The organism is Halorussus amylolyticus (assembly GCF_004143485.2).
Taxonomy (GTDB): Archaea; Halobacteriota; Halobacteria; order Halobacteriales; family Haladaptataceae; genus Halorussus; species Halorussus amylolyticus.
Genome location: NZ_ML974136.1, coordinates 34,207 through 56,358 on the forward strand (window position 1 = coordinate 34,207; position 22,152 = coordinate 56,358).

Genomic DNA, 22,152 nt, shown 5'->3' on the forward strand with positions numbered 1-22,152 from the left:
GCAAAAAACCGTATCGTTCGTGGGATAGGGGTTGACACGGTGTGACGAAGGTCAATGGTAGGGTCGTTGGCGCAAGCCTCTACGCGGGTGGTCCATCACAACATCTCAGCCAAGCATTCTTACACTCGTCGTTCAAATACGCACACATGAGCGACAGCGGTCGTTCGGAGGTCGAAATCGCAATCCAACTGTACCGAGAGAGGTTAGTCTCGCTCGGCCGAGCCGCCGAAATAGCCGACGTATCGGTTTGGTGCTTCCTCGACATTCTGAATGAGTTCGGAGTCGAAATGAACTACGACGAAAGTGACCTCGAAATCGACCTTGCAGCAGTAGAAAGCTGACCCCTGAGAACGAGTCTTCGATATCTCGCGGTACTCCACCGAAGCGTATGCAAGCGGCCGACCGCCGATTTAAATATCCTCACCCCTGACTTCGACCCGATGCGCGCCTTCCGGGTCGCCTACGACGGTCGCCCGTTTTACGGCTTCCAGCGCCAGCCGGACGTACCCACCGTCGAGGACCGACTGTTCGACGCGCTCGCGGCCCTCGGAGTCGCGGACGGAACGCCCGAAGGGTACGCCGCGGCGGGCCGAACCGACGCCGGGGTCTCGGCGGTCGCTCAGACCGTCGCGTTCGAGTGTCCCGACTGGCTCACCCCCGCCGCGTTCAATTCCGAACTCCCGGCGTCGATTCGAGCGTGGGCGAGCGCGGACGCCCCGAAGGGCTTTCACGCGACTCACCACGCCGAATCGCGCGAGTACGTCTACCACTGCTACGCGCCCGATGCCGACCTCGACAGGGCAAAATCCGCGCTCTCGCGACTCTCGGGCGAGAACGACTTCCACAATCTCACGGCCGACGACGGGGGAACCGTGCGAGACTTGCAGGCCGACGTTCGCCGGGAGGACGAGTATCTGGTGTTCACGCTCCGGGCCGGGGGGTTCGTCCGCGAGATGGTCCGCCGAGTGGTGTCGCTCGTGCAGGCGGTGGCGACCGGCGATGCGGGTTTGGCGAAAATCGAGCGCGTGCTGGGACCGGAGCCAATCGACGGTCCCGAGGGCGTTCCACCAGCGCCAGCCTACCCGCTCGTGCTGACCGACGCCGCGTACCCGATGTTGGAGTTCTCGGCGGATTCGGAGGCCGCGGCGAGGTCGCGAAACGTGTTCGACGACCTGCGCGTCGAGCGCGCGACGGGGGCGCGAGTCGCCCGCGAGGTTGTGACTCGAATCGGCGAATGAGGAGCCGAATCGTGGAACGGAAACTGTTTACTTGGCGTCGCTACTCCCAGCCCTCGGGCCAGATTTCCGCGGCCTTCATTCCCTCCTCGTAATCGCCGTCTCGAAGGTCTCCGGCGACCGCCTCGACGCTCCGGCGCGGAATCTCGTCGGTCGCCGCGACTTCCTGAATCAGCAGGGCCGCGAGCATGGCGTGTTCCCGGAGATTCCTGTCGTCCACCTTGTCGCGGGTGTCGGCGTGGGTGTGTCCCCATCCTCTGCCGCGCTCGCCGCTCACGCTGTGGAGTTGGAGCGCGGGCACCTCGCGCTTGAGAAACGGCCAGTGGTCGCTGAAGGGGTGGACGTGGTCGGTAGTGTCGATGGGCTGATTCGCATCCTCGGACACCGCCGAAACCACGTCAGCCATCGTCTCCGAGCCGTGGATGTACGCCAGCATGTCGCGGAATCGGCCCGCGCCGTCGATGTTCACGACCGCCCGAACGTCGTCGAGGTCGAGGCGCTCGGCCATCGTCTCGGCTCCGAGCAGGCCGACCTCCTCACAGCCGACGCCCGCGACCCGGACCTTCGTGTCGAGGTCCATCTCCGCGAGCAGGTGCGCGGCGGTGACGACGGTGGTGATGCCACAGCCGTTGTCGAGCGCGCCCTCCGCGATGTCGTGGGCGTCGTGGTGGCCGACGACCACGATTTCCTCGTCGGTGTCCGGCCCGAGAACGGCGTGGGCGTTGTGGCTCGTCCCGCGCTCGGTGGCGGCGTCCACTCGGAGGGTCGCGGTCGCGCCGCGGTCGGCGTAGTCGGTCAGCCACGCGCCGGTCTCCTTGCTCACGCCGACGCCCGGAATCGCGGCCTCGGCGTCGAACTTGAGCGACCCGGTCGGCGGAAGCTGGCCGGACTTGTGATTTCGGAAGACGAACGCCTTCGCGCCGCCCGCCGCCGCGTGGCCGAACTTCTCCATCCGGTGGATGAACCGCGACCCCTTCGGGGTGGTGGTCGAGGCGACCACGATTTTGCCCTGCAAGTCGAGTTCGTCGAGTTCCTCGGGCGTGCCGTGGCCCGCGTCCACGAGTTCGCCCCGGACCTCACCCGGCGGCGAGTAGGGGAGCGCGATGGTCTCGAACGAGCGCTCGACCGGGTCGGTGACTGCGAGGTCGGCACTTCCTCGGGTCCACCGCCACATCTCGAACGAATCGATTTCGACCTCGCGTGCGCCAGCGTGCTCGAACCCCTCGGCCACGAGGTCGGCGGCCCGTCGCTCGCCCGGGTGGCCGCCCATCCGACTCTCGATTTCGGTGAGTCGGGTGATGAACTCCCACGGGTAGTCGTCGGTCCACGCCCCGCCGAGGACGGCGTCGATGTCGTCTGCGTTCCTCTCGTTCGCGTCCCCATTGTCCGCGTCCCCGTCGCCCGTATCGGTCTCGCTCATGGCCGGATGTAACCGTGACGAGCCAAAAAGGTGCGTCCTTGAGCAAAAGGTCGAATCAGTCTCGTAGCTCGACACCAGTCACCTCGAATCGTGCTCCTCCCGTTGTACTCTCGGTGACTGCTACTTCCCAGTCGTGTGCATCGATAATCTGTTTCACAATGGCGAGACCAAAGCCTGTCCCGTCTGCTGAAGTCGTGTATCCCGACTCGAAGATTCTGTCGCGTCGGTCGGTCGGAATTCCCGGTCCATCGTCGGCGACGTAGAAACCGTCGTCGAGCGCCCCGACTCGAATCGAGACGCCTGTTCCGCCGTGTTCCACGGCGTTCGAAAGCAGATTTTCGAACAGTTCGTACAGTCGAGTTTCGTCGGCCATCAGCTGTATATCGGACTCGACCAAGAGCACACCGCCCGGAGCGTCTACGACCTCCCACGCTGTCTCGGCACACGTCTCAAGCGACACCGGTTCGGACTCGAGCACCGTACGGCCCTGTTTGGCGAGCTCCAGCACTTCCTCAACGAGCCGTTCCATCCGATTGGCCGCCTGCTCAGCGTCCTCCAAAAACTTTCCTTCGCCGGTGTTTCGAGCGAGTTCGATTTTGCCCTGCACCACGTTGAGCGGGTTCCGAAGGTCGTGGGCAACCGTGTGAGCGAACGATTCGAGCGTACGGTTCTGCCGACGAAGTTCGCGTTCGTGGACCTTCCGTTGGTAAATATCGCGGAAGATTCCCTGAAACAACTGTTTACCGTCGACCTCTATCAACTGGGCGTTTATCTCGACGGGCGTGGTTTCACCGTCGGCGTTCACTACCTCTATCTCCGTCCCGTCGGGTAACTCCCGGATGACCGCAGACTCCGACTCGACGTGGTCGGCGAACAGTTGTCGATAGCGCTCGTACTCGTCGTCTGGATGGAGAATCGACTGACACGACCCGACGAGTTCCGATTGGGACCGTCCCGTCAGTTCGGCCGCGGCCCGATTAACTTCGACTATCTCGCCCGTTTCGGCATCGGCGACGACGATAGCGTCGGGTGCAGCGTCTATGAGCGAACGATACTTTTTTTGCGACCGTTCGAGCTGCCGCTCTCGTTCGACTCGCTCGGAGATATCGCGGTTAATCGCGACGAACCGCACTACGTTTCCAGCCTCGTCTTCGATAGGTGCGATGGTCTGCTCGATGGGGTAGACTTCCCCCGACTTGTGGCGGTTTTGAAGTTGGCCCTCCCATACCTCTCCGTCGAGGATAGTCTGCCACAGGTCGACGTAGAACTCCGCATCGTGGACGCCTGATTTCAGCAAACTGGGCCGCTTTCCGACCGCTTCCTCCTCGTCGTAGCCCGTTATCTCCTCGAATGCGGGATTAACGTACTCGATAGTGCCGTCCCGCCCGGTTAACATGATGGCGTGTCCAGCGTGTTCGACGGCCTCTCGGAACCCCACGAGGTCGCTCATACCGCGACACCGTCTCACCTCTCGACATATCTGGTCAGCGAGCAGTCCCGATTTCCCCCACTCGGCGAGTACGATGGGTGTTCCCGGGTGGCTCTCCCGAACCGCGCTCGGAAACGAGTGTCCATCACCCGTCAGCGCGGTTGCAGAGACGACCACACAGTCGATGTCTGGCTCTTCCTCTAGGCGGTCAAGTGCCTCGTTTGGCGAAGCCGTGCTCTCGATTCGTAGTTCGGGGTGGTCGCGGAGCGCGGCCGTCGCGTCACCACGACCTTGGTCGGTGGTAACGACGAGTACGTTGAGGTCGATTGAGGAATCGTCGCTCGTCGGACCTCCGACTTCGAGATATGGTGCGCTTTCAGTCATTGTCACTCTCACGGAGCATCCGAAACGCGGCGTCGTACTTACCACCGGTGAACTCTCGTAGCGACTCATCCGTCCGCTCGCGGAGTTCGGTCAACCGTCTGGTGAGAGAAGCGAACTTCGGAGACTCGGCTAACTCAGCCTCGCCTTGGGTGTCTATCAACGTCGCTCGCTTGACCGCGAGTGTGTAGAGTTCGCGAAGTTGGTCTCCGTAGGTCGCTCGCTGTTCGAGCGATTGGACGAGCGAGAGAAGTTCTTCGCTGCCAATCGGTTTGACTTCGTAGGCATCGAACGACATGTCCATATCGTCGATGTCGGGTTCGACGGCAGTTAACATCCCGACCTCGACATCGACGTCACGTGCTTGAATCTCTTCGAGTAGTTCGTCGCCGGTGGTATCCGGCATCTTGCGGTCGAGTAGCACTATGTCGGCCCCACTCAGTTTTTCGCGCGCTTCTTCTGCGCAGGTTGCCTGTCGAACGTCGTACTCGGATTCGAGCCACGCTGCGAATGTTGTCACGAGTGCGGGTTCGTCGTCCACGATGAGCACTGTGGACTGTTCGGAGTCGTCCGAATCCATCTTTTGTCACAGTTTGGTAAGCTACCGGCCGTACGTGCTTTATCCAAACATGTTAAAATCAACGTGTCGCCAAACAGTTCGCTCTTTTAAATAGAATCACTCGACGTCGAACGTCTGCCGGAGGAGTTTTTGAACTGCGGTTCGCGTGTGACTGGAGAACGTGGACGCCGAAACACCGAGTTCGTCGGCAAGATCCTCTGTGTCCGCTCCGTCGGCCCCGAAATACTCGCCTTCCACGGCGACCCTGAGGGCCTCTCGCTGACGAGCGGTCAGTGACTGGAGATCGATACGGACGCTCGACTCGACTTCGAGGTCGGCGTCACCCAGAGCGAGGTGTTTGAGTTCGACGGTGTATCCCGCCCTTCGGAAACGGTCCACGACCGTTTTGAGCTCGTCTTGGTTCCGAAACGCGAATTTGAGGTGTAGTTCCTCTTTCCGCCAGAAGCACTCGTACGGTAGCGTCGGGAGGAATGAGAACGTCGAAAGCAAGCACTCCGTCACGTCACATTCTCTGCACGCCGAACGGCCGATCGAGGAGTCGTCTTCGTCGGTGGAGATGTCCTCCTCTTTACCGAACCCGGTCACCCGGTAGTACGTGTAGTCGTCCGTCCGAAGGGTCGGTACGAGATGGGGCCAATCGTCGAGTTCGTTCGTGTGGCGAGCTTCGACGAGTATCTGACTGTCAGCTTGGTCGTTGCTAGCGGGAACGAACCCGGCGATAAAACTGGCCTTCGCCATGTCCACGATTGGACAGCGACCGACGGGCTGGATTCCGATTCGGGCACTGATACCGGAGGTCACAGGTATTGAGAGGGGTAAGCGTCGTTTGAATGTTTTGTTATTTTTCCCGTTTTTGGAGGCTTTCTTCCAATTCCACAACTTATACTTTTTCTATCTGAAACCAATATTCTGGTCGTAGTAATACTCCACGAGCATACACGATTCATATTAAAGTGCAAATAATTCGGGCTAACTGTTATATCTCCTGTCTCTCACCGTCCACCCATACTGGTCGGGATTGACTGAGGAGCTCAACGATTCCGGTACTCACCTCGGCCAGCGCCACACGATTCACTCTCCAACATGACAAACGATATGGATTCCGCGAAAAAGACAGGTGCGCAGAAATCGTTGGCCGCGCGCGTTGACGGAGAGGAAACGAGCGCGGCCATCGGTCTCGACGGCGAGGAAATCGAGTGGCGGAAAGACTACGCGGGCTTCGACGACGACGACGTCCGGCGACTCGAACGACTCGGACCGTTGTTCGAGCGCGTCGCGGACGACCTGGTGGCCGACTTCTACGACCACCTCCAACAGTACGACGAGACGCTCACCATCCTCGACCGTTCGACTCGGAGCATCGAACAGTTGAAGCAGACCCAATCACAGTACCTCATCGACCTCGGAAGCGGCGAGTACGGGCGAGACTACTTCCACCGACGCGCCCGCATCGGTAAGATTCACGACCTGCTCGACCTCGGGCCCAAGATCCACCTCGGTGCGTACGTCGTCTATTACGAGGGACTCGTTCGGGCCATCGCCGACGATGCGAAAGCCGACCTCGACCAAGACGCGTCGTCAGTACTCGACGAGACGGTCGAAGACATCCTCTCGGTGCTCCGAATCACGAACGTCGACCAGCAGGTCGCAATGGATGCGTACATCGATTCGTACAGTGATCGATTGTCGTCCGAACTCGAAACTCGAAAGCGAGTCTCTGAGGACATAACCGCTTCGGTCGAAGAGCTCGGCGACTCGGCCGACGAAATCGCGACCAGTTCGAGTCAGATAAGCGACCTCGCCGACGGTCAGTCGGCCAGCATGAACGAGGTCGCGAGCGAAGTCGCTGACCTCAGCGCGACCGTCGAGGAGATCGCATCGAGTGCGGAGGAGGTCGCTTCGACCAGTCGGGAGACCGAAGAACTCGCGGACGAGGGCCAGCGCGCCGCCAACGACGCTATCGACGCGATGGAGGACATCGACCGCGCTCAGACCAACGTGAACACGGACGTGACTGATCTCCAGCAGACGGTCGCGGAAATCGACGCGGTCGTCGACGTGATAAACGACATCGCCGACCAGACGAATCTCCTCGCGCTCAACGCCAACATCGAGGCCGCCCGCGCAGGCGACGCCGGAAGCGGGTTCGCGGTCGTCGCCAACGAGGTGAAATCGCTGGCTGAGGAGTCGAAGGCGCAGGCCGAGAACATCGAGTCGATGATCAGTGATATCGAGGAGAGCACCGAGAACACGGTCGAGAGCCTGAAGACGACCGAAGACCGGGTCGAAGCCGGTCTCGAAAACGTCGAGACGGCAGTCGAGACGCTGACCGACATCGTGGAAGGCGTCAGAGAGACCGTCCACGGCATCGACGAGGTAGCCGGGGCGACCGACGAGCAGGCCGCGAGCACCGAGGAGATCGCCGCGATGGTCGATCAAGCGGCGGAGAAAGCCGAAGACATCTCGGGCGAAATCGAAGCCGTGGCGGCGGCGACGGAGGAACAAAGTGAGAAGATTCGCAAGATAGAGGACTCTTGCGAACAACTGAGTGATACCGACGACGAGAGCGAGTTCGAATTTCGGCCGTCCAACCCCAACTGAGAAAAACGTGCGATTCGGCCTCCGGTGGTCGTCGCGCCACGCCTTGTCGAGAACGATATCGGTGTCGCTCGTGGCCGGACGTAACCCCCGCGAGCCAAAGAGGTGCGTACTCCTGCGAAGAATCCGATTGAAGTGCGGAGCGAAACCGATTCCGGTTACGAACCCCCGCCCGGACCGAAGGAATGTTCATCCTCGAACCCCTAAATATCCACAATGGGACTTCAGAAATCGGACGCGTTCGACGTGGAGCGCATACGGGAGGACTTCCCCATCCTCGAACGCGAAGTCAACGACGGCCAGCAGGTGGTGTATCTCGACAACGGCGCGACGACCCAGAAGCCGAATCAGGTCATCGACGCCATGTCCGAGTACTACCGGACGTACAACGCGAACGTCCATCGCGGCATCCACCAACTCAGCCAAGAGGCCTCCATCGCCTACGAGGAGGCCCACGACACGGTCGCCGACTTCATCGGTGCGGACGGCCGCGAGGAGGTTGTGTTCACCAAGAACACCACCGAAGCCGAGAATCTGGTCGCCTACGCGTGGGGACTCAACGAACTCGGGCCGGGCGACGAGGTCGTGCTCACGGAGATGGAACACCACGCCTCGCTCGTGACGTGGCAACAAATCGGCAGGAAGACCGGTGCGGACGTGAAATTCATCCCCGTGACCGACAACGGCTACCTCGACATGGCGGCCGCGAGAGACCTCGTGACCGACGACACGGAGATGGTGAGCGCGGTCCACGTCTCGAACACGCTCGGCACGATAAACCCGGCCGAAGAACTCGCGGACCTCGCCCACGACCACGACGCCTACGTCTTCCTCGACGGCGCGCAGGCGGTTCCCACGCGCCCGGTGGACGTGAAGGACCTCGACGCCGACTTCTACGCCTTCTCGGGCCACAAGATGGTCGGTCCGACCGGAATCGGGTGTCTCTACGGCAAAAAAGAGATTCTGGAGGAGATGGAACCGTACCTCTACGGCGGCGACATGATTCGGAAGGTCACGTTCGAGGAGACGACGTGGAACGACCTGCCGTGGAAGTTCGAGGCCGGGACGCCCAACATCGCCGAAGCCATCGGTCTCGCCGTGGCTGTCGAGTACCTCGAAGACATCGGGATGAGCAACGTCCAGCGCCACGAGGAGCGACTCGCGGGCTACGCCCTCGAACGGATGGCGGAACTCGACGACATCGAGGTGTACGGCCCGACCGACGCGCGCGACCGCGGCGGCCTCGTCTCGTTCAACCTCGACGGCGTCCACGCCCACGACCTCGCCTCTATCATGAACGACCACGGGGTCGCCATCCGGGCGGGCGACCACTGCACCCAACCGCTCCACGACAAACTCGGCATCGCGGCGTCGGCGCGCGCATCGTTCTACATCTACAACACGACGGACGAAATCGACGCTCTGCTGGAGGCGGTTGACGACGCGCGGCAGTTGTTCGCCTGACTACCGCGAGCGACCTGTTCGCCTGACGTTTCGATTCTTTTTCACGCTCGGCCTGCGTTCGCCGACCCATGAGAGACGCAGTCCGCCGACGCGCCCGCGAATACTTCGATAGTGAATCGCCCGCGCACGACTGGCACCACGTCGAGCGGGTCGGCGAACTCGCCGAGACGCTCGCCGAGGCGTACGAGGTGGACGAGGACGTGCTGTTCGCCGCGGTCTGGCTCCACGACATCGGTCGGGCGAGAGAGGACCGCGGCGAAATCGAAGACCACGCCGAGTGGGGCGCGAGCGAGGCGGGCGACATCCTCGCGGACGGTCTCGGCGCTCGCGCCGAGACCGTCCGCGCCGTCCAGCACTGCATCCGGGCGCACCGCTACTCGAACGACGTGGAACCGGAGAGTCGGGAGGCCGAACTCCTCTCGGACGCCGACAATCTCGACGCGCTCGGTGCGGTCGGCATCGCGCGGTGTTTCGCGTACGGCGGCGAACTCGGCCAAGTGCTGTACGACTCCGACTTGTCGCTCGAGGACGACGACACTGCCGCGGGAGCGACCCAGTTCAATCACTTCCACAAGAAGATTCTCTCGCTCCCCGACCGGATGTACACCGAGGCGGGCCGCGAACTCGCGGCGGAGCGCCGCGAGTTCGTCGTCGAATTTCTCGACCGATTCGAGCGCGAGGTCGCGGGCGAGGTCTGACCTCGCCGAATCTCCGAGACGCGAACCGTCCGTATTTTGTCGGGTGAGTTCCTCGCTCCGAACATGGTAGACTGGACACTCGCGGCGGTGATGGGTTCGCACACGCTGATGGCGGTCCTCTGGGCGGGCGGCTATCTGGTTACGTCGATGCTCGTCGTGCCCGCGGCAAAGCGTCACGACGCGCCCGGGTTCGCGCTCGACGTGCTCGACTCGCTGAAGTGGTTCGCGCTCGGGGGCATCGTAGTAATGGGCGCGTCGGGCGGCGCGGCGCTCCTGTTTCTCTACAACAACGAACTCCCCGGCGGGTCGCGCGGCACGGCCCTGATAGCGATGATGACTCTCTACGGCGTCTTCTCGCTCACGAGCGTCTGGGCGTGGTGGGAGACCAAATCCGCCCGCGAAGACCGCGTTTCGGCGCTCCCGACTCGGCTCAAGATGGCGTTCCGGACGAACGCGCTGGTCGCCACGCTCCTCGTACTGAACGCCTCGGTCATCGGCTACGTGGTCTGAACCGCCGTAATCCCGCCTGCGCAACCCTTTTACGCGATACTCACCTACACTGCTCTAACAATGGGCATGGGCTCGGACATGTATCGTCAGCAGATTCTCGACCACTACAAGAACCCGCGGAATCACGGGGAACTGGACGAAAAGACCTACTCACACGCTGGCGAGAATCCGATGTGCGGCGACGAAATCGCCATCGACGTGAAACTCGACGACGACGAAGAGACCATCGAACGCGTCGCGTTTCGGGGCGACGGCTGTGCCATCAGTCAGGCCAGCGCGAGCATGCTGTCTCAGAAACTGCCGGGCATGTCGGTCGCGGAGATGCGCGAGATGGACCGCGACGACATCATCGATATGCTCGGCGTGGATATCAGCCCGATGCGGGTGAAGTGCGCGGTCCTCGCCGAGAAGGTCGTGCAGGACGGCGTGGAGATTTACGAGGGCGAGAAGAACCTCGACAAGACCTCGACCGAGGAGTAGGCGGCCGCTTTTCCGATTCACGCCGAGAGGCCGTAGTAGTCGGAGAACACCTCGACAGTCGCCTTGAACAGCGCGAGGATTATCGGACCGACGAACAGGCCGACGGGACCGAGGAAGTACGCCGCGCCGAACACACCTAGTAGAATCACGGCCGAGTGGAGCGACGACCCCTTCTCGATGACCATCGCCCGCAGGTAGTCGTCCACGATTGCGACGATGCTGAGTCCGTAGACGACGACCAGCACGCCAGCGAGTGGTCGGCCTTCCAGCGCCAGATACACTGCCGCCCCGCCGAGCACCGGCGCGACGCCGACGATGGGAATCAGCGCCAGCACCACCATCACGCCGGTCCAGAACGTGGCGTTCGGGACGCCGGTCGCGAAGAGACCGAGTCCCGCGACGAACCCCTGCACGAACGCGACGAAGATGTGTCCCTTCAGCACGGCCCACGTCGCGTCCTCGGCCTCCGCGTAGAGTTCGTCCTGCACCTCGCGCGGGAGCGGCGTGACGCGCTTGGTCCACCGAACGAGGTCTTCGCCGTCCTTGAGCAGGTAGTAGAGGAGGAACACGAGCAACAGGAGTCCCAAGAACGCGTGGACTCCGGCCTCGGCGATTTGCGACGTTCGCTCGCCGATGCCCGCCGTGATTCCCGAGAACAGCCTCTCGACAATCGGTCCAATCCGGATTCCGAGCGAGTTCTCCACGCTGGTCTGGACCGACTGGAGTCCCCGGAGGTCGTCCACCGAGGTCGGAAGGCTCTCGATTTCTACGAGACCAACCGTCACGAGGAGCGCAACCGGGCCGAGGACCGCCACGGCCGCGAGCGTGACGAGTCCGGCGGCCGCTACTCGCTCGTCGACGACCGGTTCCAGTCGCCGCTGGAGGGGGGTGAACACGAACGCCAGCAACACCGCTCCGAGAACGTACCCGAGAAACGGTCGGACGACGAGCGCGGAGAGAATCGCCAGCGCTCCGACAACCACGATTGCGAACCCGGTCCGCGCCTTCATGCGCCACGAATACGGCCCTCGTCCGTAAAGGCAGAAGGGCCGGAATCGGGTGGCTACACGTTCTATATCGTGATTCGGGGGACGAGGGTCCGTACCGTCGGCGAACCGAGGCGCATAGCGCCTCGGTTCGCCGAACTGTCGAGGTCGTTATTCGGGCTTCAGTCCGCCGTCTTGGACGCGCATCACGGCCTCGCCGTCGGCGAGGTTCGGCGCGTCTACGAGTCGGACGATGCGCTTGTCGCCCTTCGATTTCCGGAGGTAGATGCGGAACGTCGATTTGTGACCGAGGATGTTACCGCCGATTGGCTGGGTCGGGTCGCCGAAGAACGAGTCGGGGTTCGACGCGACCTGATTCGTGACCACGATGGCGGTGTTGTGGAGGTTCCCGACCTTGTCGAGGTCGTGGAGGTGCTTGTTGAGCTTCTGCTGGCGCTCGGCGAGTTCGCCACGACCGACGTACTCCGCGCGGAAGTGGGCGGTGAGCGAGTCCACGCAGAGCAGGCGGATGGGGTACTCGTCCTCTTGGGTCTCGCTCGCGAGCTCTTGGGCCTTCTCCGCGAGGAGCATCTGGTGGTTGGAGTTGAACGCCTTCGCGACGTGGATGTGGTCGAGGACGCTCTCGACGAGTTCGTCCATCGCTTCGTCGTCGTCGGGCGTGCCCTCTATCTCGCGGTCGTCCATGAGCGCCTGGAGCGCGTCGTCTTCGAGACCCCGAACCATGTCGTCGATTCGCTCGGGCCGGAAGGTGTCCTCGCTGTCGATGAACATCGCGGCTCCGCCGAGACCGCCCTGCTCTTTCGGAAGCTGGACGTTAACCGCGAGCTGGTGGGTGACCTGCGATTTCCCGGCTCCGAACTCGCCGTACACTTCGGTGATGGACTGGGTTTCGACGCCGCCGCCGAGCAGGTCGTCCACCTCGTCGATTTTCCAGCTGAGCTTTCCAATTTTCTCGCGTCGTTCGAGGACCGCCGCACCGGTCTCGAATCCGCCCACGTCGGCGGCCTTGCGGGCCGCCTGAACGATGTCCGCCGCGGTCGATTCGCCCACGTCGGCGGTGTTCGAGAGCTCGGCGGGACTCGCTACTGCGAGACTGGGATAGGAGTCGAATCCTGCGTCGTGAAGCTTTTCGGCCGTCGCCGGACCCACGCCCGGTAGTTCTTCGAGGTCTTCGTCTGGCATCGTAATTCTGGCTTGTGCGCCTCGTCATATAAACCCCCGTTAACAGTAGAGTGAAAGTGAAAATGCAAGCAGGCGGAGCGAGTCAGACGTGCGTCTGACGCGGTTTAAAAAGGGATGACGAGACGGGGCCGGGTCGGCCTCCCGTCGGTCCGACCGCGGTTCGGGCGCGTCAGTTCACTCCCACGGATGCTGGCCGGGCGCGTCGGGCCAGAGGGGGTACCAGTACTCCTTGTCGCTCTCGACTTCGAGTTCGCGGTCGAGGTTGCTCTCCAGTTTGAACTCCGCGCCCGAGTCGCGGTCGCTCGTGCCCTGCGGAACGAAGGGGTAGTACGACCCGCGCCGGAACGAGTACACCCAGTAGGCGTGGGTCCCGTCGCGGTCGAATCCGAATATCGCGGCGAGTAACCGAGAGCCGTAGCCGTGTTCGATGAGCGTGTCGGCCGCGAAGTGGAGGCTCGTCACGAGGTCCTCGAAGTCGTCGTCGCGCAGGACGACCCACGAGTAGCCGTAGTCGTCGGTGTGGCCCTCGGCCTCGGTGCCGGTCTCCTCCGCGCCGAACTCCAGAATATCGTGTACCTCGTCGAGCGCGTCCTGAAAGTCTGTGTTGTCCACTTCCGAGAAACACAGCGCGGCCTCGCCGACCGCTTCGTAGCCCATCTCGGCCTCCATCGTGATGTAGGCCGTGCTCATCCCGAACAGGTCCTCGGGGTCCGCCTTCCGGGTCGCGTCGGCCTCGGCGCGGATGCCCAGCACCTCTCGAAGTCCGTCGAACAGTCCCATGCGCGTGTGTACGCAGTCGTCGGTAAAAAGGAAGGTGTCCTATGAACGGATGGAATTATTATTGAGTTACTCTGAACCGCGAGGAGGAAGTCGATGAAGGTGGCTCAGAAAGCCCCCGCTCGCTCGCGGTCGCTGACCGACATATCCACGCCTCTCAGCACCGCCCGGCGCGGATAGTGGTCGGTCAGACGACCACGGCCTACGGCCGCGAGCGAGCGGCCCCTTTCAGTCCACCCAGACGCGGTAGAACCGTGCCCGCGGGCGTCAGCGAGGCGCTCAACCGACAGCGCGGCGGCTACGCCTACGTTGAGGTGCCGTGACGGCCGAAAAGCGAGTTCGTCGTCTCAGGCCGACTCCATCTGGCGTTCGAGGTCGCGGAGCGCGTCGATGCGCTTCTCGGTGTCCGGGTGGGTGCTGAACAGTTTGCTGATGAGACCGCTCTTGATGGGGATGATGAAGAAGGCGTTCATCTCCGACTCCGAGCGGAGGTCGTCTTTCGGCACCTTGTCCATCTCGCCCGAAATCTTCATCAGCGCCGACGCGAGCGCCGCGGGCTTGCCGGTGATGGTCGCCGCGCCGCGGTCGGCGGCGTACTCGCGGTACCGCGACAGCGCCCGGATGAGGAAGAAGCTGATGACCCAAACCACGAGCGACGCCACGATGGCGACCCAGACGGGCATCTGGTTCCGACTGTCGCCGCCACCGCCGAACCACCAGCCCCACCGGACCACGAGGAACGCGATGGTTGAGAGGAACGACGCGATGGTCATCACCATCATGTCGCGGTTCTTGACGTGGGCGAGTTCGTGGGCCATCACGCCCTCCAGTTCCTCCTGGTCGAGCGAGCGCATCAGGCCGGTCGTGACCGCGACCGCGGCGTTGTCCTGCGAGCGTCCCGTCGCGAACGCGTTCGGGACGCGACTGTCCACGACCGCGACCTTCGGTTTCGGCAGGTCGGCCTGCTGGGAGAGCCGTCCAATCATCCGGTGGAGTTCGGGGTACTCGTCCTCGCTGACCTCCTTCGCACCCATGCTCCACAGCGTGAGTTTGTCGCTAAAGAAGAACTGCCCGAGCGAGAACGCGCCCATTATCGCGACGAGGAACACCAACCTGACCCCGACTTGTGACAACACGCCGATGAACACGACGTACAGCGCGAACAGTAGGAACATCGTGAGGACCATCCGACCGCGGAGTCCCCAGTCTGCTTTCCATTCCATACCCGACCATAGGGGGTCACCCGTTTTAAACGTTCTTTGAACTGTCGCGCAGACTCCAACGTAAACGCGCGTCGCCGCCGCCCCCGCCAAACGTATTTATCCGCGGTCGTTGTCCGTTCTCTGCGATGGCCCAGTCCACGACGAGACCCCTCAAGCGCGTCGCCACCGCGACCGGTCTCTCGGTGCTCGGGGTCGCGTTCAGCGTCCTGCTCTCGATTCCCGTCTTCTTCGTCTCGCTCGACCTCCTGACCGAGTTCGTGGTCGCGCTCGTCCTCTCGGAGTTGGGGTTCGTGGCGGCCGCGCTCGTGTTCCTCCGGGCGACCGGACGGGGGTGGGACTACCTGAATCTCGGCTTCCTGAGCCGTCGGGAGGTCGGCTTCGTCGTCGCCGGAACGGTCGGTCTGTTCGTCTTCCGAATCGTCGCCATCCTCGCGGCCCAGGCGCTCGGCCTGCCGCTCGCGGGCAACTCCATCACCCAGCTCGCCGAAGAGGGCGTGCTGGCGACCCTCCTCGTACTGATTCCGCTGTCGATACTCGTAATCGGCCCGGCCGAGGAGTTGCTGTTCCGCGGGGTCGTCCAGCCGTACCTCTCGGAGTCGATTCCCGAGTGGGCCGCCATCGTGTTTGCGAGCGTCCTGTTCGCGCTCGTCCACGTCCCGACCTCGTTCGTCGCCACGCCGAATCCCGTCGCGGTGGGCGTTACCCTGACGATTCTGTTCGGACTGTCGATTCTGCTCGGATACCTCTACGTCTGGTCCGGAAATCTGCTCGTGCCGATTCTGGTCCACGGCTTCTACGACGCGCTCCTGTTCGCGCTGGCCTACCTCGTGCTTTCGAGCGACGACCTCTCGGCCGTCCTCGCCAGCGCCATGGGGTAGTTTCCGACATCGGACACGTTTTCGCTCGGAGAAACCGACGCTGGCTGTCTGTTCGGGTAAATTTATCTTGGAGGCCGCCAACACGCGTGTATGTCCGAACAGCAGACGGTCTCGGAAGGGTCGCTTCCACACTGGTACGACGGCGACGGTGACGGAAGCGTCCCGACGATTACGCGTGGGGAAGGAACGTACGTCTACGACGACGAGGGCACGGAGTATCTCGACTTCATCGCGCAACTCTACTGCGTCAACGCCGGGCACAGCAACGACGCCATCATCGACGCGATGAACGAGCAGGCAAAGCGGATTCCCTACGTCTCGTCGTCGAAACACAACGACACGCGCTCGAAGCTCGCCCGTCGAATCGCCGACGTCGCGCCCGACGGACTCTCGGACGTGTACTTCTCGATTTCCGGAAGCGAGGCGAACGAGTCGGCGATTCAGTTCGCGCGCGAGCATCAGGACGCCCACAAGGTGCTGACCCGATGGCAGTCGTACCACGGCGGCACCTACGGCGCTGGGTCGCTCACGGGCGACCCCGGAACGCGCGCGACCCTCGAACGCTACGCCGCGACCACCGGCACCGCGAAGTTCCTCCCGCCGCTTCCGGAGGTGTTCGGCACGGACTCGCCCGAGGAACTCGCGAAGGAGGCCGCCGACCACCTCGAATTCGTCATCCAGAACGAGGGCGCGGACTCCATCGCCGCAATCCTCACCGAACCAATCGCGGGCACCAGCGGTGCCTACACCGCGCCGCCGGGCTACTTCGAGCGCGTCCGCGAACTCTGTGACGAGTACGACATCCTCTTGATTTCTGACGAGGTCATCGCGGGGTTCGGCCGGTGCGGCGACTGGTTCGGCATCCAGACCGAGGACGTGACTCCCGACATGATAACGTTCGCCAAGGGCGTCACCAGTTCGTACTCGCCGCTGGCGGGCGTGGTCGTCTCCGACGAAATCGGCGACCAAATCCGCGACGACGGCACCGACCTCGGCCAGACGTTCGCGGGCCACCCGGTCGCGTGCGCGGCCGGACTCGCCGCGATGGACGAGTACGAGAACGGACTCATCGACAACTGCCGGGACCTCTCGGGCTTCCTCGAAGACGAACTCCGCAACGTCGCCGACTCCCACGATGCGGTCAGCGGGGTCCGCGGCCGGGGCTTCCTCTGGTCGGTCACGTTCGCCGACCCGGAGACCGGCGACCCGTTCGTCCACCCGTGGGCGGCGGATAACGACGAGGACAACCCCGTCTCGGACGTTCTCGAAACCGCCGCCGAGAAGGGCGTGCTGTTCGGGAGCGGGCGGCCCGCGTTCCAGATTATCGTCTCGCCGCCGCTCTGTGCGGACGAGGGCGAGATTCGGGAGGCGGTCGGCGTGCTTGACGACGCGATTGGCGGAGTGTTCGCGTAACGACTCGGACGACGCCACAACTGTCCGACGTTTTACAGAGCAGTAATATACTGGTACGTCTTAGATTCCTAAGGTGTCGAGGGGCGCCCTCGGCGGACGTATATGAACCGAAGCGAGGCACTCGTCGCGGTTTGCGTACTCGCCGTCCTCGTCGGTAGTTCGACTGCTTTCGCCGCGGCTACCGATTCACTGGGAGCACGGCACGGGTCCGAGCAGATTGCGCTGGCCGGTCAGACCGGGTCGGTGGACGTGACGGTACTGCCAGAGACGTACCGCATTTCGCGAGACCAGCCGATGACGTTCGTCGTTCACGTGGTCTCGGCGTCCTCGGACGCGATTTTCCTCGGCTTTACCGTTCGCTCGGACGCACCGGTCTCGTTCGAGTTCCACCATCCCGCCGTCCGCGCGATGCCGCGGTCGTGGATGTTTTCGGAGTTCGACTTCGTGGGCTACATCCCAGCTACTGAGGCGGGAACCGACGAATTCGTACCGGTGACGGTCTCGCCGGACGAAAAATTCCCTCACGGGGAATCGGTGGTCGAGGTCCGGGTCGGGTCGCGGGTCGATGCGAGCATGGCCCGCGCGGAACTGGCGTTCCAAACGCGGTGTCCGGTCTCGTGCCGGGTCGAACTGTTCGCCCAGTGGTTCGTCGAGAACCTCGACCTGCTCGTCGCGCTCGCCGGACTGCTCATCGCGTTCTTCGGTCGGAAGAAAATCTGGGCCGCGATTCGCGCATCGAAACGAAGTCTCGCTCGCGTCGGCGAGCGGACACCGAAACGCGACGAGTGATAGTGATTGCTGTGATTTCTGCCGGTAGGAAGTTACAGACCGACGGATTCACGCCTCGACACCTCGAAATTTCTGGCGGGTGCTGAAAATACTCACAGCACTCGCTATGAGTTCGCCCGCTTCTTCAGACTTAAAAGCGCGAGACCCCTACCTCACGCCATGACTACCGACGCCCGCGAGTTCTGCCCGAACTGCGGGGACCCCATCGAGAGCGACCCCGGCGAGCGCGAACCGCTCCCGGACTCTGCAGGGCTGCGCGGCAAGGAGCAGAAGCTCTGTGACTCGTGTTACTTCGAGCGATTCGACCTCGTTGACGCCCCCGACCGAATCGAGGTCCGGGTCTGCGCCCGGTGCGGCGCGGTGTATCGCGGGAATCGCTGGGTGGACATGGGCGCGGAGGACTACACCGACGTCGCCGTCGAGGAGGTCAGCGAGGCGCTCGGCGTCCACCTCGACGCGCGGGACGTGACGTGGCACGTCGAACCCGAGCAGGTGGACCAGAACACCATCCGGATGCACTGTCACTTCACGGGTATCGTACGCGGAACCGCGGTCGAGGAGTCGGTCGTGGTGCCGGTCAAAATCTCCCGGCAGACCTGCACCCGGTGCGGTCGCATCGCGGGCGACTACTACGCCAGCATCGTCCAGATTCGGGCCGCGGACCGCACGCCGACCGCCGAGGAGACCGAGCGCGCCGAGACCGTCGCTCGCGAAATCGTCGCTTCGATGGAGGCGACCGGCGACCGGGACGCCTTCGTGACCGACGTGAGCGAGACCGACGACGGGATGGACATCAAGGTCTCGACCTCGAACATCGGGAAGAAAATCGCGGCCAAGATGGTCGAGGAGTTCGGCGGGAGCTACTCGGATTCGGAGACGCTCGTCACCGAAGACGAGGACGGCAACGAGGTGTACCGGGTGACGTTCGCGGTCCGCCTGCCGCCGTACGCGCCGGGCGAGATTATCGACCTCGACGACGATGACGGCGGGCCGGTCCTCGTCAAGAGCGTCCGGGGGAACCTCAAGGGAACTAGACTCACCACGGGCGAGTACTACGAGGCCGGATTCGAGGAGGGAGACGCCCCAGAGGCCCGACGACTCGGGCGCATCGAGGACGCCGAGGAGACGACCCTCGTGACCGTCGAGGACGAACACGCGGTGCAGGTCCTCGACCCCGAGACGTATCGGGCCAAGACCGTCGCGCGCCCCGACTACATGGACCCCGACGCCGAGATGGTCCCGGTGTTCAAGAGTCGGGCGGGCCTCCACGTCGTGCCCGAGGACGGAGAGAGCGGCGGAACCGGAGAATGACCGACGAATCCCTCGCCGCGGTCGTCGCCAAGCCCGATAGCGAGACGGCCATCGCGTCCCTCCGGTCGGAGGGCGTCTACGACGAGACCCGAAAAGTCCGGGAACACGACGCCGAGACGGTCGAACTCCCCGTGACCGATCCGCCCGGCGAGACAGCCGTTCTCGACGTAATCGAGCAGGTGGCCCCCGAGCGACGCCTGTCGGACCTCGACGACCACCTCCGCGAGATGGGGTGGACCGACGCAGAAATCGAGCGCGCGCCGAAATCGTGGGCCGTCGTCGGAAGCGTCGTCCTCGCGACGTTCCCCGAAGACTGCCCTCGCAGGGAAGAAGTCGGTGACGCTCTGCTCGACCTCCACGGCGAGGCCGACACCGTCCTCGCTCGCGGGGGAATCTCGGGCGAACACCGCGAACCCTCGGTGTCGGTCGTCGCGGGCGCGGGCGACACCGAGACGGTCCACACCGAACACGGAACTCGGTACGCGCTCGACTTCGCGGAGGTCATGTTCTCGCCGGGCAATCAGGCCGAGCGCGTCCGGATGGGCGAGGCGGTCGAACCCGGTGAGCGCGTCTTCGACATGTTCGCGGGAATCGGCTACTTCACGCTCCCGATGGCCCGCGCAGGAGCCGAGGTCACGGCGGCCGAGCGCAACCCTGCATCGTTCCGATTCCTCGTGGAGAACGCGATGCTCAACGACGTTGAGGCGCGCGTCTCGGCGTTCCGGGCGGACTGCCGGGACGTCGAAATCGACCCGAAAGCCGACCGCGTGGTGATGGGCTACTACGAGGCTCACGAGTACCTCGACGCCGCCCTCGACGCCCTGAAACCCGGCGGCCTGATTCACATGCACGAGACCACGCCTGAGGACTTGCTCTGGGACCGCCCGGTCTTGCGGTTGCGCGAGGCTGCGGCCTCGCGCGACCGCGAGGTCGAGGTCCTCGACCGCCGGAGAGTCAAGAGCCACAGCGAGGGCGTCTGGCACGTCGTCGTGGACGCGCGAATGGAGTGACCACGCCTCGTCTGGACGCGGGGATGGACTAAGAATGCACGCCGGGGCGACCCGCTGGCGGGTCGCCCCGTTGCAGATGTCGCCCCGGCGTCGATTCCGGAAGCGGATAATCGTCCGTGACGAACCGTGAACACTCATAAAGGTGGCCTCCGTTCGTCCGGACGTATGAGCTTCGACGAGATGGACGTGGACACCATCTGGATGGACGGCGAGTTCGTCGATTGGGACGACGCGCAGATTCACGTCCTCACGCACGGACTGCACTACGGCACGGGCGTCTTCGAGGGCGTTCGGTGTTACGACACCGAGAACGGCCCCGCCATCTTCCGGTGGGACGAACACCTCCAGCGCCTCTACGACTCGTGTAAGCCCTACGAACTCGACATCGACCACGACCCCGAGGAACTCACCGAGGCGACTACCGAACTCCTCGCCAACGAGGGACTTGAGTCGTGTTACATCCGACCCATCGTGTTCTACGGCTACGGGAGCCTCGGCGTGAGTCCGGGCGACAATCCGACTCGGACCGCCATCGCGGCGTGGCCGTGGGGCGCGTACCTCGGCGAGGAGGCGCTCGAAAACGGCGTCGAGGTCATGATTTCCTCGTGGCGCAAGCACGCCTCCAGCCAGATTCCGACCAACGCGAAGACCACCGGCCTGTACGTCAACAGCATGCTCGCCGGTGAGGAGGCCCGCCGGAACGGCTACGCCGAGGCCATCGTCCTCAACAAGGAGGGCGACGTCGCCGAGGGACCGGGCGAGAATCTGTTCCTCGTCCGCGACGACGAGATTTACACGCCCGGACTCTCCGAGAGCATCCTCGACGGCATCACCCGCGACACGGTCATCACGCTCGCCGAGGAACTGGGCTACACGGTCCACGACAGCGCGACCATCTCGCGGGGCGAACTCAACACCGCCGACGAACTGTTCTTCAGCGGGTCGGCAGCGGAGGTCACGCCCATCCGCAAAGTGGACAACGTCACCATCGGAAACGGAAGCCGCGGTCCCGTGACCGAGGAGATTCAGAGCAAGTTCTTCGACCTCGTGAACCGCAGAATCGACGACCACGACGAGTGGTTCACCTACGTCGAGGCGTAGGACCGAAACCGCTCTCGAAAACAACGACCGAAACGACAACTACTGCGACGGCGGCGACTGCGCCTCTTTTTCGTCCCGCACGTCGATGGGGATGCCCGACTCGCTCGTCTCGCCGAATCCCGCGCTCAGGACGCGAGTCAGCGCGTCTTCGACGGTCTCGTCGGTCTCCTCGTACTGGCTCTGTTCGACCTCGATGACGAAGCCGGTCGTGATGTTCGGGGCGGTCGGCAGAAAGAGGAGTTCACGGCCGTCCTCGGCGGTTTTTCCCGTCTTGAACGCGGTCATCCGCATCCCGTTCCACGTTTCGAGTTTGACGGGGGCTTGGAGGTCGGTGGTGTCCGAGAACGCGGTTTCGGCCGCCATCTTCGAGGCGTTGTAGACCACGCGGAGGACGGGAACGCGGTTCATCAGACCGTCGATGACGCCCTCGAACAGCGACCCGACCGCGGTTCGCATCATGTAGCCGACGCTGAGGACGAGGAGGCTGAACACGGCGAGGACCGTCCCGACTCGGAGTATGTCGTGGTCCATACTTTCGAGGAACGGAAGACCCGCGATTTTCAGGTAGAGCCACGCGACGATGTATGCCGTGACGATGATGGGGACGAGGACGATGAGGCCGCTCGCGACGTCGCGTTTCCACGAGGACATGTTCTCGATTTCGAG

At 63.4% G+C, this 22,152-nt stretch carries 22 protein-coding genes; 13 read left to right on the top strand and 9 right to left on the bottom strand.

Annotated features, from left to right (window positions below; genetic code table 11):
• The first annotated feature begins 146 nt into the window (after positions 1 to 146).
• Together EKH81_RS13445 and truA are read left to right on the top strand one after the other, a co-directional pair.
• Positions 147 to 341 carry a UPF0175 family protein gene (locus EKH81_RS13445; protein ID WP_132058957.1) on the top strand — a complete coding sequence of 65 codons (195 nt, stop codon included), beginning with the start codon at positions 147 to 149 and terminating at the stop codon, positions 339 to 341.
• 99 nt (positions 342 to 440) lie between these two features.
• The gene (gene truA / locus EKH81_RS13450) at positions 441 to 1,238 is read left to right on the top strand and encodes a tRNA pseudouridine(38-40) synthase TruA (RefSeq protein WP_132058958.1); all 798 of its coding nucleotides are present in this window, start codon (positions 441 to 443) and stop codon (positions 1,236 to 1,238) included.
• 40 nt (positions 1,239 to 1,278) lie between these two features.
• Here the strand turns inward: truA and EKH81_RS13455 are convergent, their stop codons facing one another.
• The 4 genes from EKH81_RS13455 to EKH81_RS13470 all read right to left on the bottom strand — a co-directional run bounded on the left by EKH81_RS13455 (position 1,279) and on the right by EKH81_RS13470 (position 5,783).
• Positions 1,279 to 2,655: a M28 family metallopeptidase gene (locus EKH81_RS13455; RefSeq protein ID WP_132058959.1), complete on the bottom strand. Its 1,377-nt coding sequence runs from the start codon at positions 2,653 to 2,655 to the stop codon at positions 1,279 to 1,281.
• Between the two features lie 55 nt (positions 2,656 to 2,710).
• Positions 2,711 to 4,105 (bottom strand): PAS domain S-box protein, encoded by a 1,395-nt coding sequence (locus EKH81_RS13460; RefSeq protein WP_162224628.1) that lies wholly within the window; start codon positions 4,103 to 4,105, stop codon positions 2,711 to 2,713.
• 355 nt (positions 4,106 to 4,460) lie between these two features.
• On the bottom strand, positions 4,461 to 5,045 hold the full coding sequence (locus tag EKH81_RS13465) for a response regulator (RefSeq protein ID WP_238392189.1): 585 nt from the start codon (positions 5,043 to 5,045) through the stop codon (positions 4,461 to 4,463).
• Positions 5,046 to 5,141: 96 nt separating this feature from the next.
• Complete coding sequence (locus tag EKH81_RS13470) at positions 5,142 to 5,783, bottom strand: helix-turn-helix domain-containing protein (RefSeq protein WP_238392194.1); 642 nt, start codon at positions 5,781 to 5,783, stop codon at positions 5,142 to 5,144.
• Positions 5,784 to 6,140: 357 nt separating this feature from the next.
• Here EKH81_RS13470 and EKH81_RS13475 point away from each other — a divergent pair, with 357 nt between their 5' ends.
• The 5 genes from EKH81_RS13475 (at position 6,141) to sufU (ending at position 10,795) form a co-directional block, all read left to right on the top strand.
• Positions 6,141 to 7,646 (top strand): globin-coupled sensor protein, encoded by a 1,506-nt coding sequence (locus tag EKH81_RS13475; protein WP_132058962.1) that lies wholly within the window; start codon positions 6,141 to 6,143, stop codon positions 7,644 to 7,646.
• A gap of 213 nt (positions 7,647 to 7,859) precedes the next feature.
• Complete coding sequence (locus EKH81_RS13480) at positions 7,860 to 9,107, top strand: aminotransferase class V-fold PLP-dependent enzyme (RefSeq protein WP_132058963.1); 1,248 nt, start codon at positions 7,860 to 7,862, stop codon at positions 9,105 to 9,107.
• A 68-nt stretch (positions 9,108 to 9,175) separates the two neighbouring features.
• Positions 9,176 to 9,805 carry an HD domain-containing protein gene (locus EKH81_RS13485; protein ID WP_132058964.1) on the top strand — a complete coding sequence of 210 codons (630 nt, stop codon included), beginning with the start codon at positions 9,176 to 9,178 and terminating at the stop codon, positions 9,803 to 9,805.
• Between the two features lie 63 nt (positions 9,806 to 9,868).
• On the top strand, positions 9,869 to 10,315 hold the full coding sequence (locus EKH81_RS13490) for a hypothetical protein (protein WP_132058965.1): 447 nt from the start codon (positions 9,869 to 9,871) through the stop codon (positions 10,313 to 10,315).
• A gap of 60 nt (positions 10,316 to 10,375) precedes the next feature.
• A complete protein-coding gene (gene sufU / locus EKH81_RS13495; RefSeq protein WP_132058966.1) occupies positions 10,376 to 10,795 on the top strand; it encodes a Fe-S cluster assembly sulfur transfer protein SufU in 420 nt (139 codons plus the stop codon).
• A gap of 17 nt (positions 10,796 to 10,812) precedes the next feature.
• Here sufU and EKH81_RS13500 read toward each other — a convergent pair whose 3' ends face one another.
• From EKH81_RS13500 to htpX, 4 genes are all read right to left on the bottom strand, one after another.
• Positions 10,813 to 11,805: an AI-2E family transporter gene (locus tag EKH81_RS13500; RefSeq protein WP_132058967.1), complete on the bottom strand. Its 993-nt coding sequence runs from the start codon at positions 11,803 to 11,805 to the stop codon at positions 10,813 to 10,815.
• Positions 11,806 to 11,952: 147 nt separating this feature from the next.
• Positions 11,953 to 12,984, bottom strand: coding sequence for a DNA repair and recombination protein RadA (radA, locus tag EKH81_RS13505; protein WP_132058968.1), 1,032 nt, complete (start codon positions 12,982 to 12,984; stop codon positions 11,953 to 11,955).
• Positions 12,985 to 13,158: 174 nt separating this feature from the next.
• Positions 13,159 to 13,764 carry a PspA-associated protein PspAB gene (gene pspAB / locus EKH81_RS13510; RefSeq protein WP_132058969.1) on the bottom strand — a complete coding sequence of 202 codons (606 nt, stop codon included), beginning with the start codon at positions 13,762 to 13,764 and terminating at the stop codon, positions 13,159 to 13,161.
• A gap of 344 nt (positions 13,765 to 14,108) precedes the next feature.
• Positions 14,109 to 14,984 carry a zinc metalloprotease HtpX gene (htpX, locus tag EKH81_RS13515; RefSeq protein ID WP_132058970.1) on the bottom strand — a complete coding sequence of 292 codons (876 nt, stop codon included), beginning with the start codon at positions 14,982 to 14,984 and terminating at the stop codon, positions 14,109 to 14,111.
• Positions 14,985 to 15,109: 125 nt separating this feature from the next.
• On the opposite strand from htpX, the gene EKH81_RS13520 reads away from it, so the two are divergent.
• From EKH81_RS13520 to EKH81_RS13545, 6 genes are all read left to right on the top strand, one after another.
• Positions 15,110 to 15,862 carry a CPBP family intramembrane glutamic endopeptidase gene (locus EKH81_RS13520; RefSeq protein ID WP_132058971.1) on the top strand — a complete coding sequence of 251 codons (753 nt, stop codon included), beginning with the start codon at positions 15,110 to 15,112 and terminating at the stop codon, positions 15,860 to 15,862.
• 90 nt (positions 15,863 to 15,952) lie between these two features.
• Positions 15,953 to 17,275, top strand: a complete 1,323-nt coding sequence (locus tag EKH81_RS13525) for an aminotransferase family protein (protein ID WP_132058972.1) — start codon at positions 15,953 to 15,955, stop codon at positions 17,273 to 17,275.
• A gap of 102 nt (positions 17,276 to 17,377) precedes the next feature.
• On the top strand, positions 17,378 to 18,064 hold the full coding sequence (locus tag EKH81_RS13530) for a hypothetical protein (protein ID WP_132058973.1): 687 nt from the start codon (positions 17,378 to 17,380) through the stop codon (positions 18,062 to 18,064).
• Positions 18,065 to 18,223: 159 nt separating this feature from the next.
• Positions 18,224 to 19,375, top strand: a complete 1,152-nt coding sequence (locus EKH81_RS13535; protein ID WP_132058974.1) for a 60S ribosomal export protein NMD3 — start codon at positions 18,224 to 18,226, stop codon at positions 19,373 to 19,375.
• Positions 19,372 to 20,385, top strand: coding sequence for a class I SAM-dependent methyltransferase (locus EKH81_RS13540; protein WP_132058975.1), 1,014 nt, complete (start codon positions 19,372 to 19,374; stop codon positions 20,383 to 20,385). The genes EKH81_RS13535 and EKH81_RS13540 overlap by 4 nt, the downstream gene beginning before the upstream one ends.
• 165 nt (positions 20,386 to 20,550) lie before the next feature.
• Positions 20,551 to 21,486 carry a branched-chain amino acid transaminase gene (locus EKH81_RS13545; RefSeq protein ID WP_132058976.1) on the top strand — a complete coding sequence of 312 codons (936 nt, stop codon included), beginning with the start codon at positions 20,551 to 20,553 and terminating at the stop codon, positions 21,484 to 21,486.
• 39 nt (positions 21,487 to 21,525) lie between these two features.
• On the opposite strand, the gene EKH81_RS13550 is transcribed toward EKH81_RS13545, so the two are convergent.
• Positions 21,526 to 22,137, bottom strand: a complete 612-nt coding sequence (locus EKH81_RS13550; RefSeq protein WP_132058977.1) for a DUF502 domain-containing protein — start codon at positions 22,135 to 22,137, stop codon at positions 21,526 to 21,528.
• Positions 22,138 to 22,152 lie beyond the last annotated feature (15 nt).

Excerpts from the sequence above, each read along its gene's own strand:
- EKH81_RS13445 (WP_132058957.1), top strand. The coding sequence starts at position 147 with ATGAGCGACAGCGGTCGTTCGGAGGTCGAAATCGCAATCCAACTGTAC.
- truA (WP_132058958.1), top strand. The coding sequence starts at position 441 with ATGCGCGCCTTCCGGGTCGCCTACGACGGTCGCCCGTTTTACGGCTTC.
- EKH81_RS13455 (WP_132058959.1), bottom strand. The coding sequence starts at position 2,655 with ATGAGCGAGACCGATACGGGCGACGGGGACGCGGACAATGGGGACGCG.
- EKH81_RS13460 (WP_162224628.1), bottom strand. The coding sequence starts at position 4,105 with ATGAGCGACCTCGTGGGGTTCCGAGAGGCCGTCGAACACGCTGGACAC.
- EKH81_RS13465 (WP_238392189.1), bottom strand. The coding sequence starts at position 5,045 with ATGGATTCGGACGACTCCGAACAGTCCACAGTGCTCATCGTGGACGAC.
- EKH81_RS13470 (WP_238392194.1), bottom strand. The coding sequence starts at position 5,783 with ATGGCGAAGGCCAGTTTTATCGCCGGGTTCGTTCCCGCTAGCAACGAC.
- EKH81_RS13475 (WP_132058962.1), top strand. The coding sequence starts at position 6,141 with ATGGATTCCGCGAAAAAGACAGGTGCGCAGAAATCGTTGGCCGCGCGC.
- EKH81_RS13480 (WP_132058963.1), top strand. The coding sequence starts at position 7,860 with ATGGGACTTCAGAAATCGGACGCGTTCGACGTGGAGCGCATACGGGAG.
- EKH81_RS13485 (WP_132058964.1), top strand. The coding sequence starts at position 9,176 with ATGAGAGACGCAGTCCGCCGACGCGCCCGCGAATACTTCGATAGTGAA.
- EKH81_RS13490 (WP_132058965.1), top strand. The coding sequence starts at position 9,869 with ATGGTAGACTGGACACTCGCGGCGGTGATGGGTTCGCACACGCTGATG.
- sufU (WP_132058966.1), top strand. The coding sequence starts at position 10,376 with ATGGGCATGGGCTCGGACATGTATCGTCAGCAGATTCTCGACCACTAC.
- EKH81_RS13500 (WP_132058967.1), bottom strand. The coding sequence starts at position 11,805 with ATGAAGGCGCGGACCGGGTTCGCAATCGTGGTTGTCGGAGCGCTGGCG.
- radA (WP_132058968.1), bottom strand. The coding sequence starts at position 12,984 with ATGCCAGACGAAGACCTCGAAGAACTACCGGGCGTGGGTCCGGCGACG.
- pspAB (WP_132058969.1), bottom strand. The coding sequence starts at position 13,764 with ATGGGACTGTTCGACGGACTTCGAGAGGTGCTGGGCATCCGCGCCGAG.
- htpX (WP_132058970.1), bottom strand. The coding sequence starts at position 14,984 with ATGGAATGGAAAGCAGACTGGGGACTCCGCGGTCGGATGGTCCTCACG.
- EKH81_RS13520 (WP_132058971.1), top strand. The coding sequence starts at position 15,110 with ATGGCCCAGTCCACGACGAGACCCCTCAAGCGCGTCGCCACCGCGACC.
- EKH81_RS13525 (WP_132058972.1), top strand. The coding sequence starts at position 15,953 with ATGTCCGAACAGCAGACGGTCTCGGAAGGGTCGCTTCCACACTGGTAC.
- EKH81_RS13530 (WP_132058973.1), top strand. The coding sequence starts at position 17,378 with ATGAACCGAAGCGAGGCACTCGTCGCGGTTTGCGTACTCGCCGTCCTC.
- EKH81_RS13535 (WP_132058974.1), top strand. The coding sequence starts at position 18,224 with ATGACTACCGACGCCCGCGAGTTCTGCCCGAACTGCGGGGACCCCATC.
- EKH81_RS13540 (WP_132058975.1), top strand. The coding sequence starts at position 19,372 with ATGACCGACGAATCCCTCGCCGCGGTCGTCGCCAAGCCCGATAGCGAG.
- EKH81_RS13545 (WP_132058976.1), top strand. The coding sequence starts at position 20,551 with ATGAGCTTCGACGAGATGGACGTGGACACCATCTGGATGGACGGCGAG.
- EKH81_RS13550 (WP_132058977.1), bottom strand. The coding sequence starts at position 22,137 with ATGTCCTCGTGGAAACGCGACGTCGCGAGCGGCCTCATCGTCCTCGTC.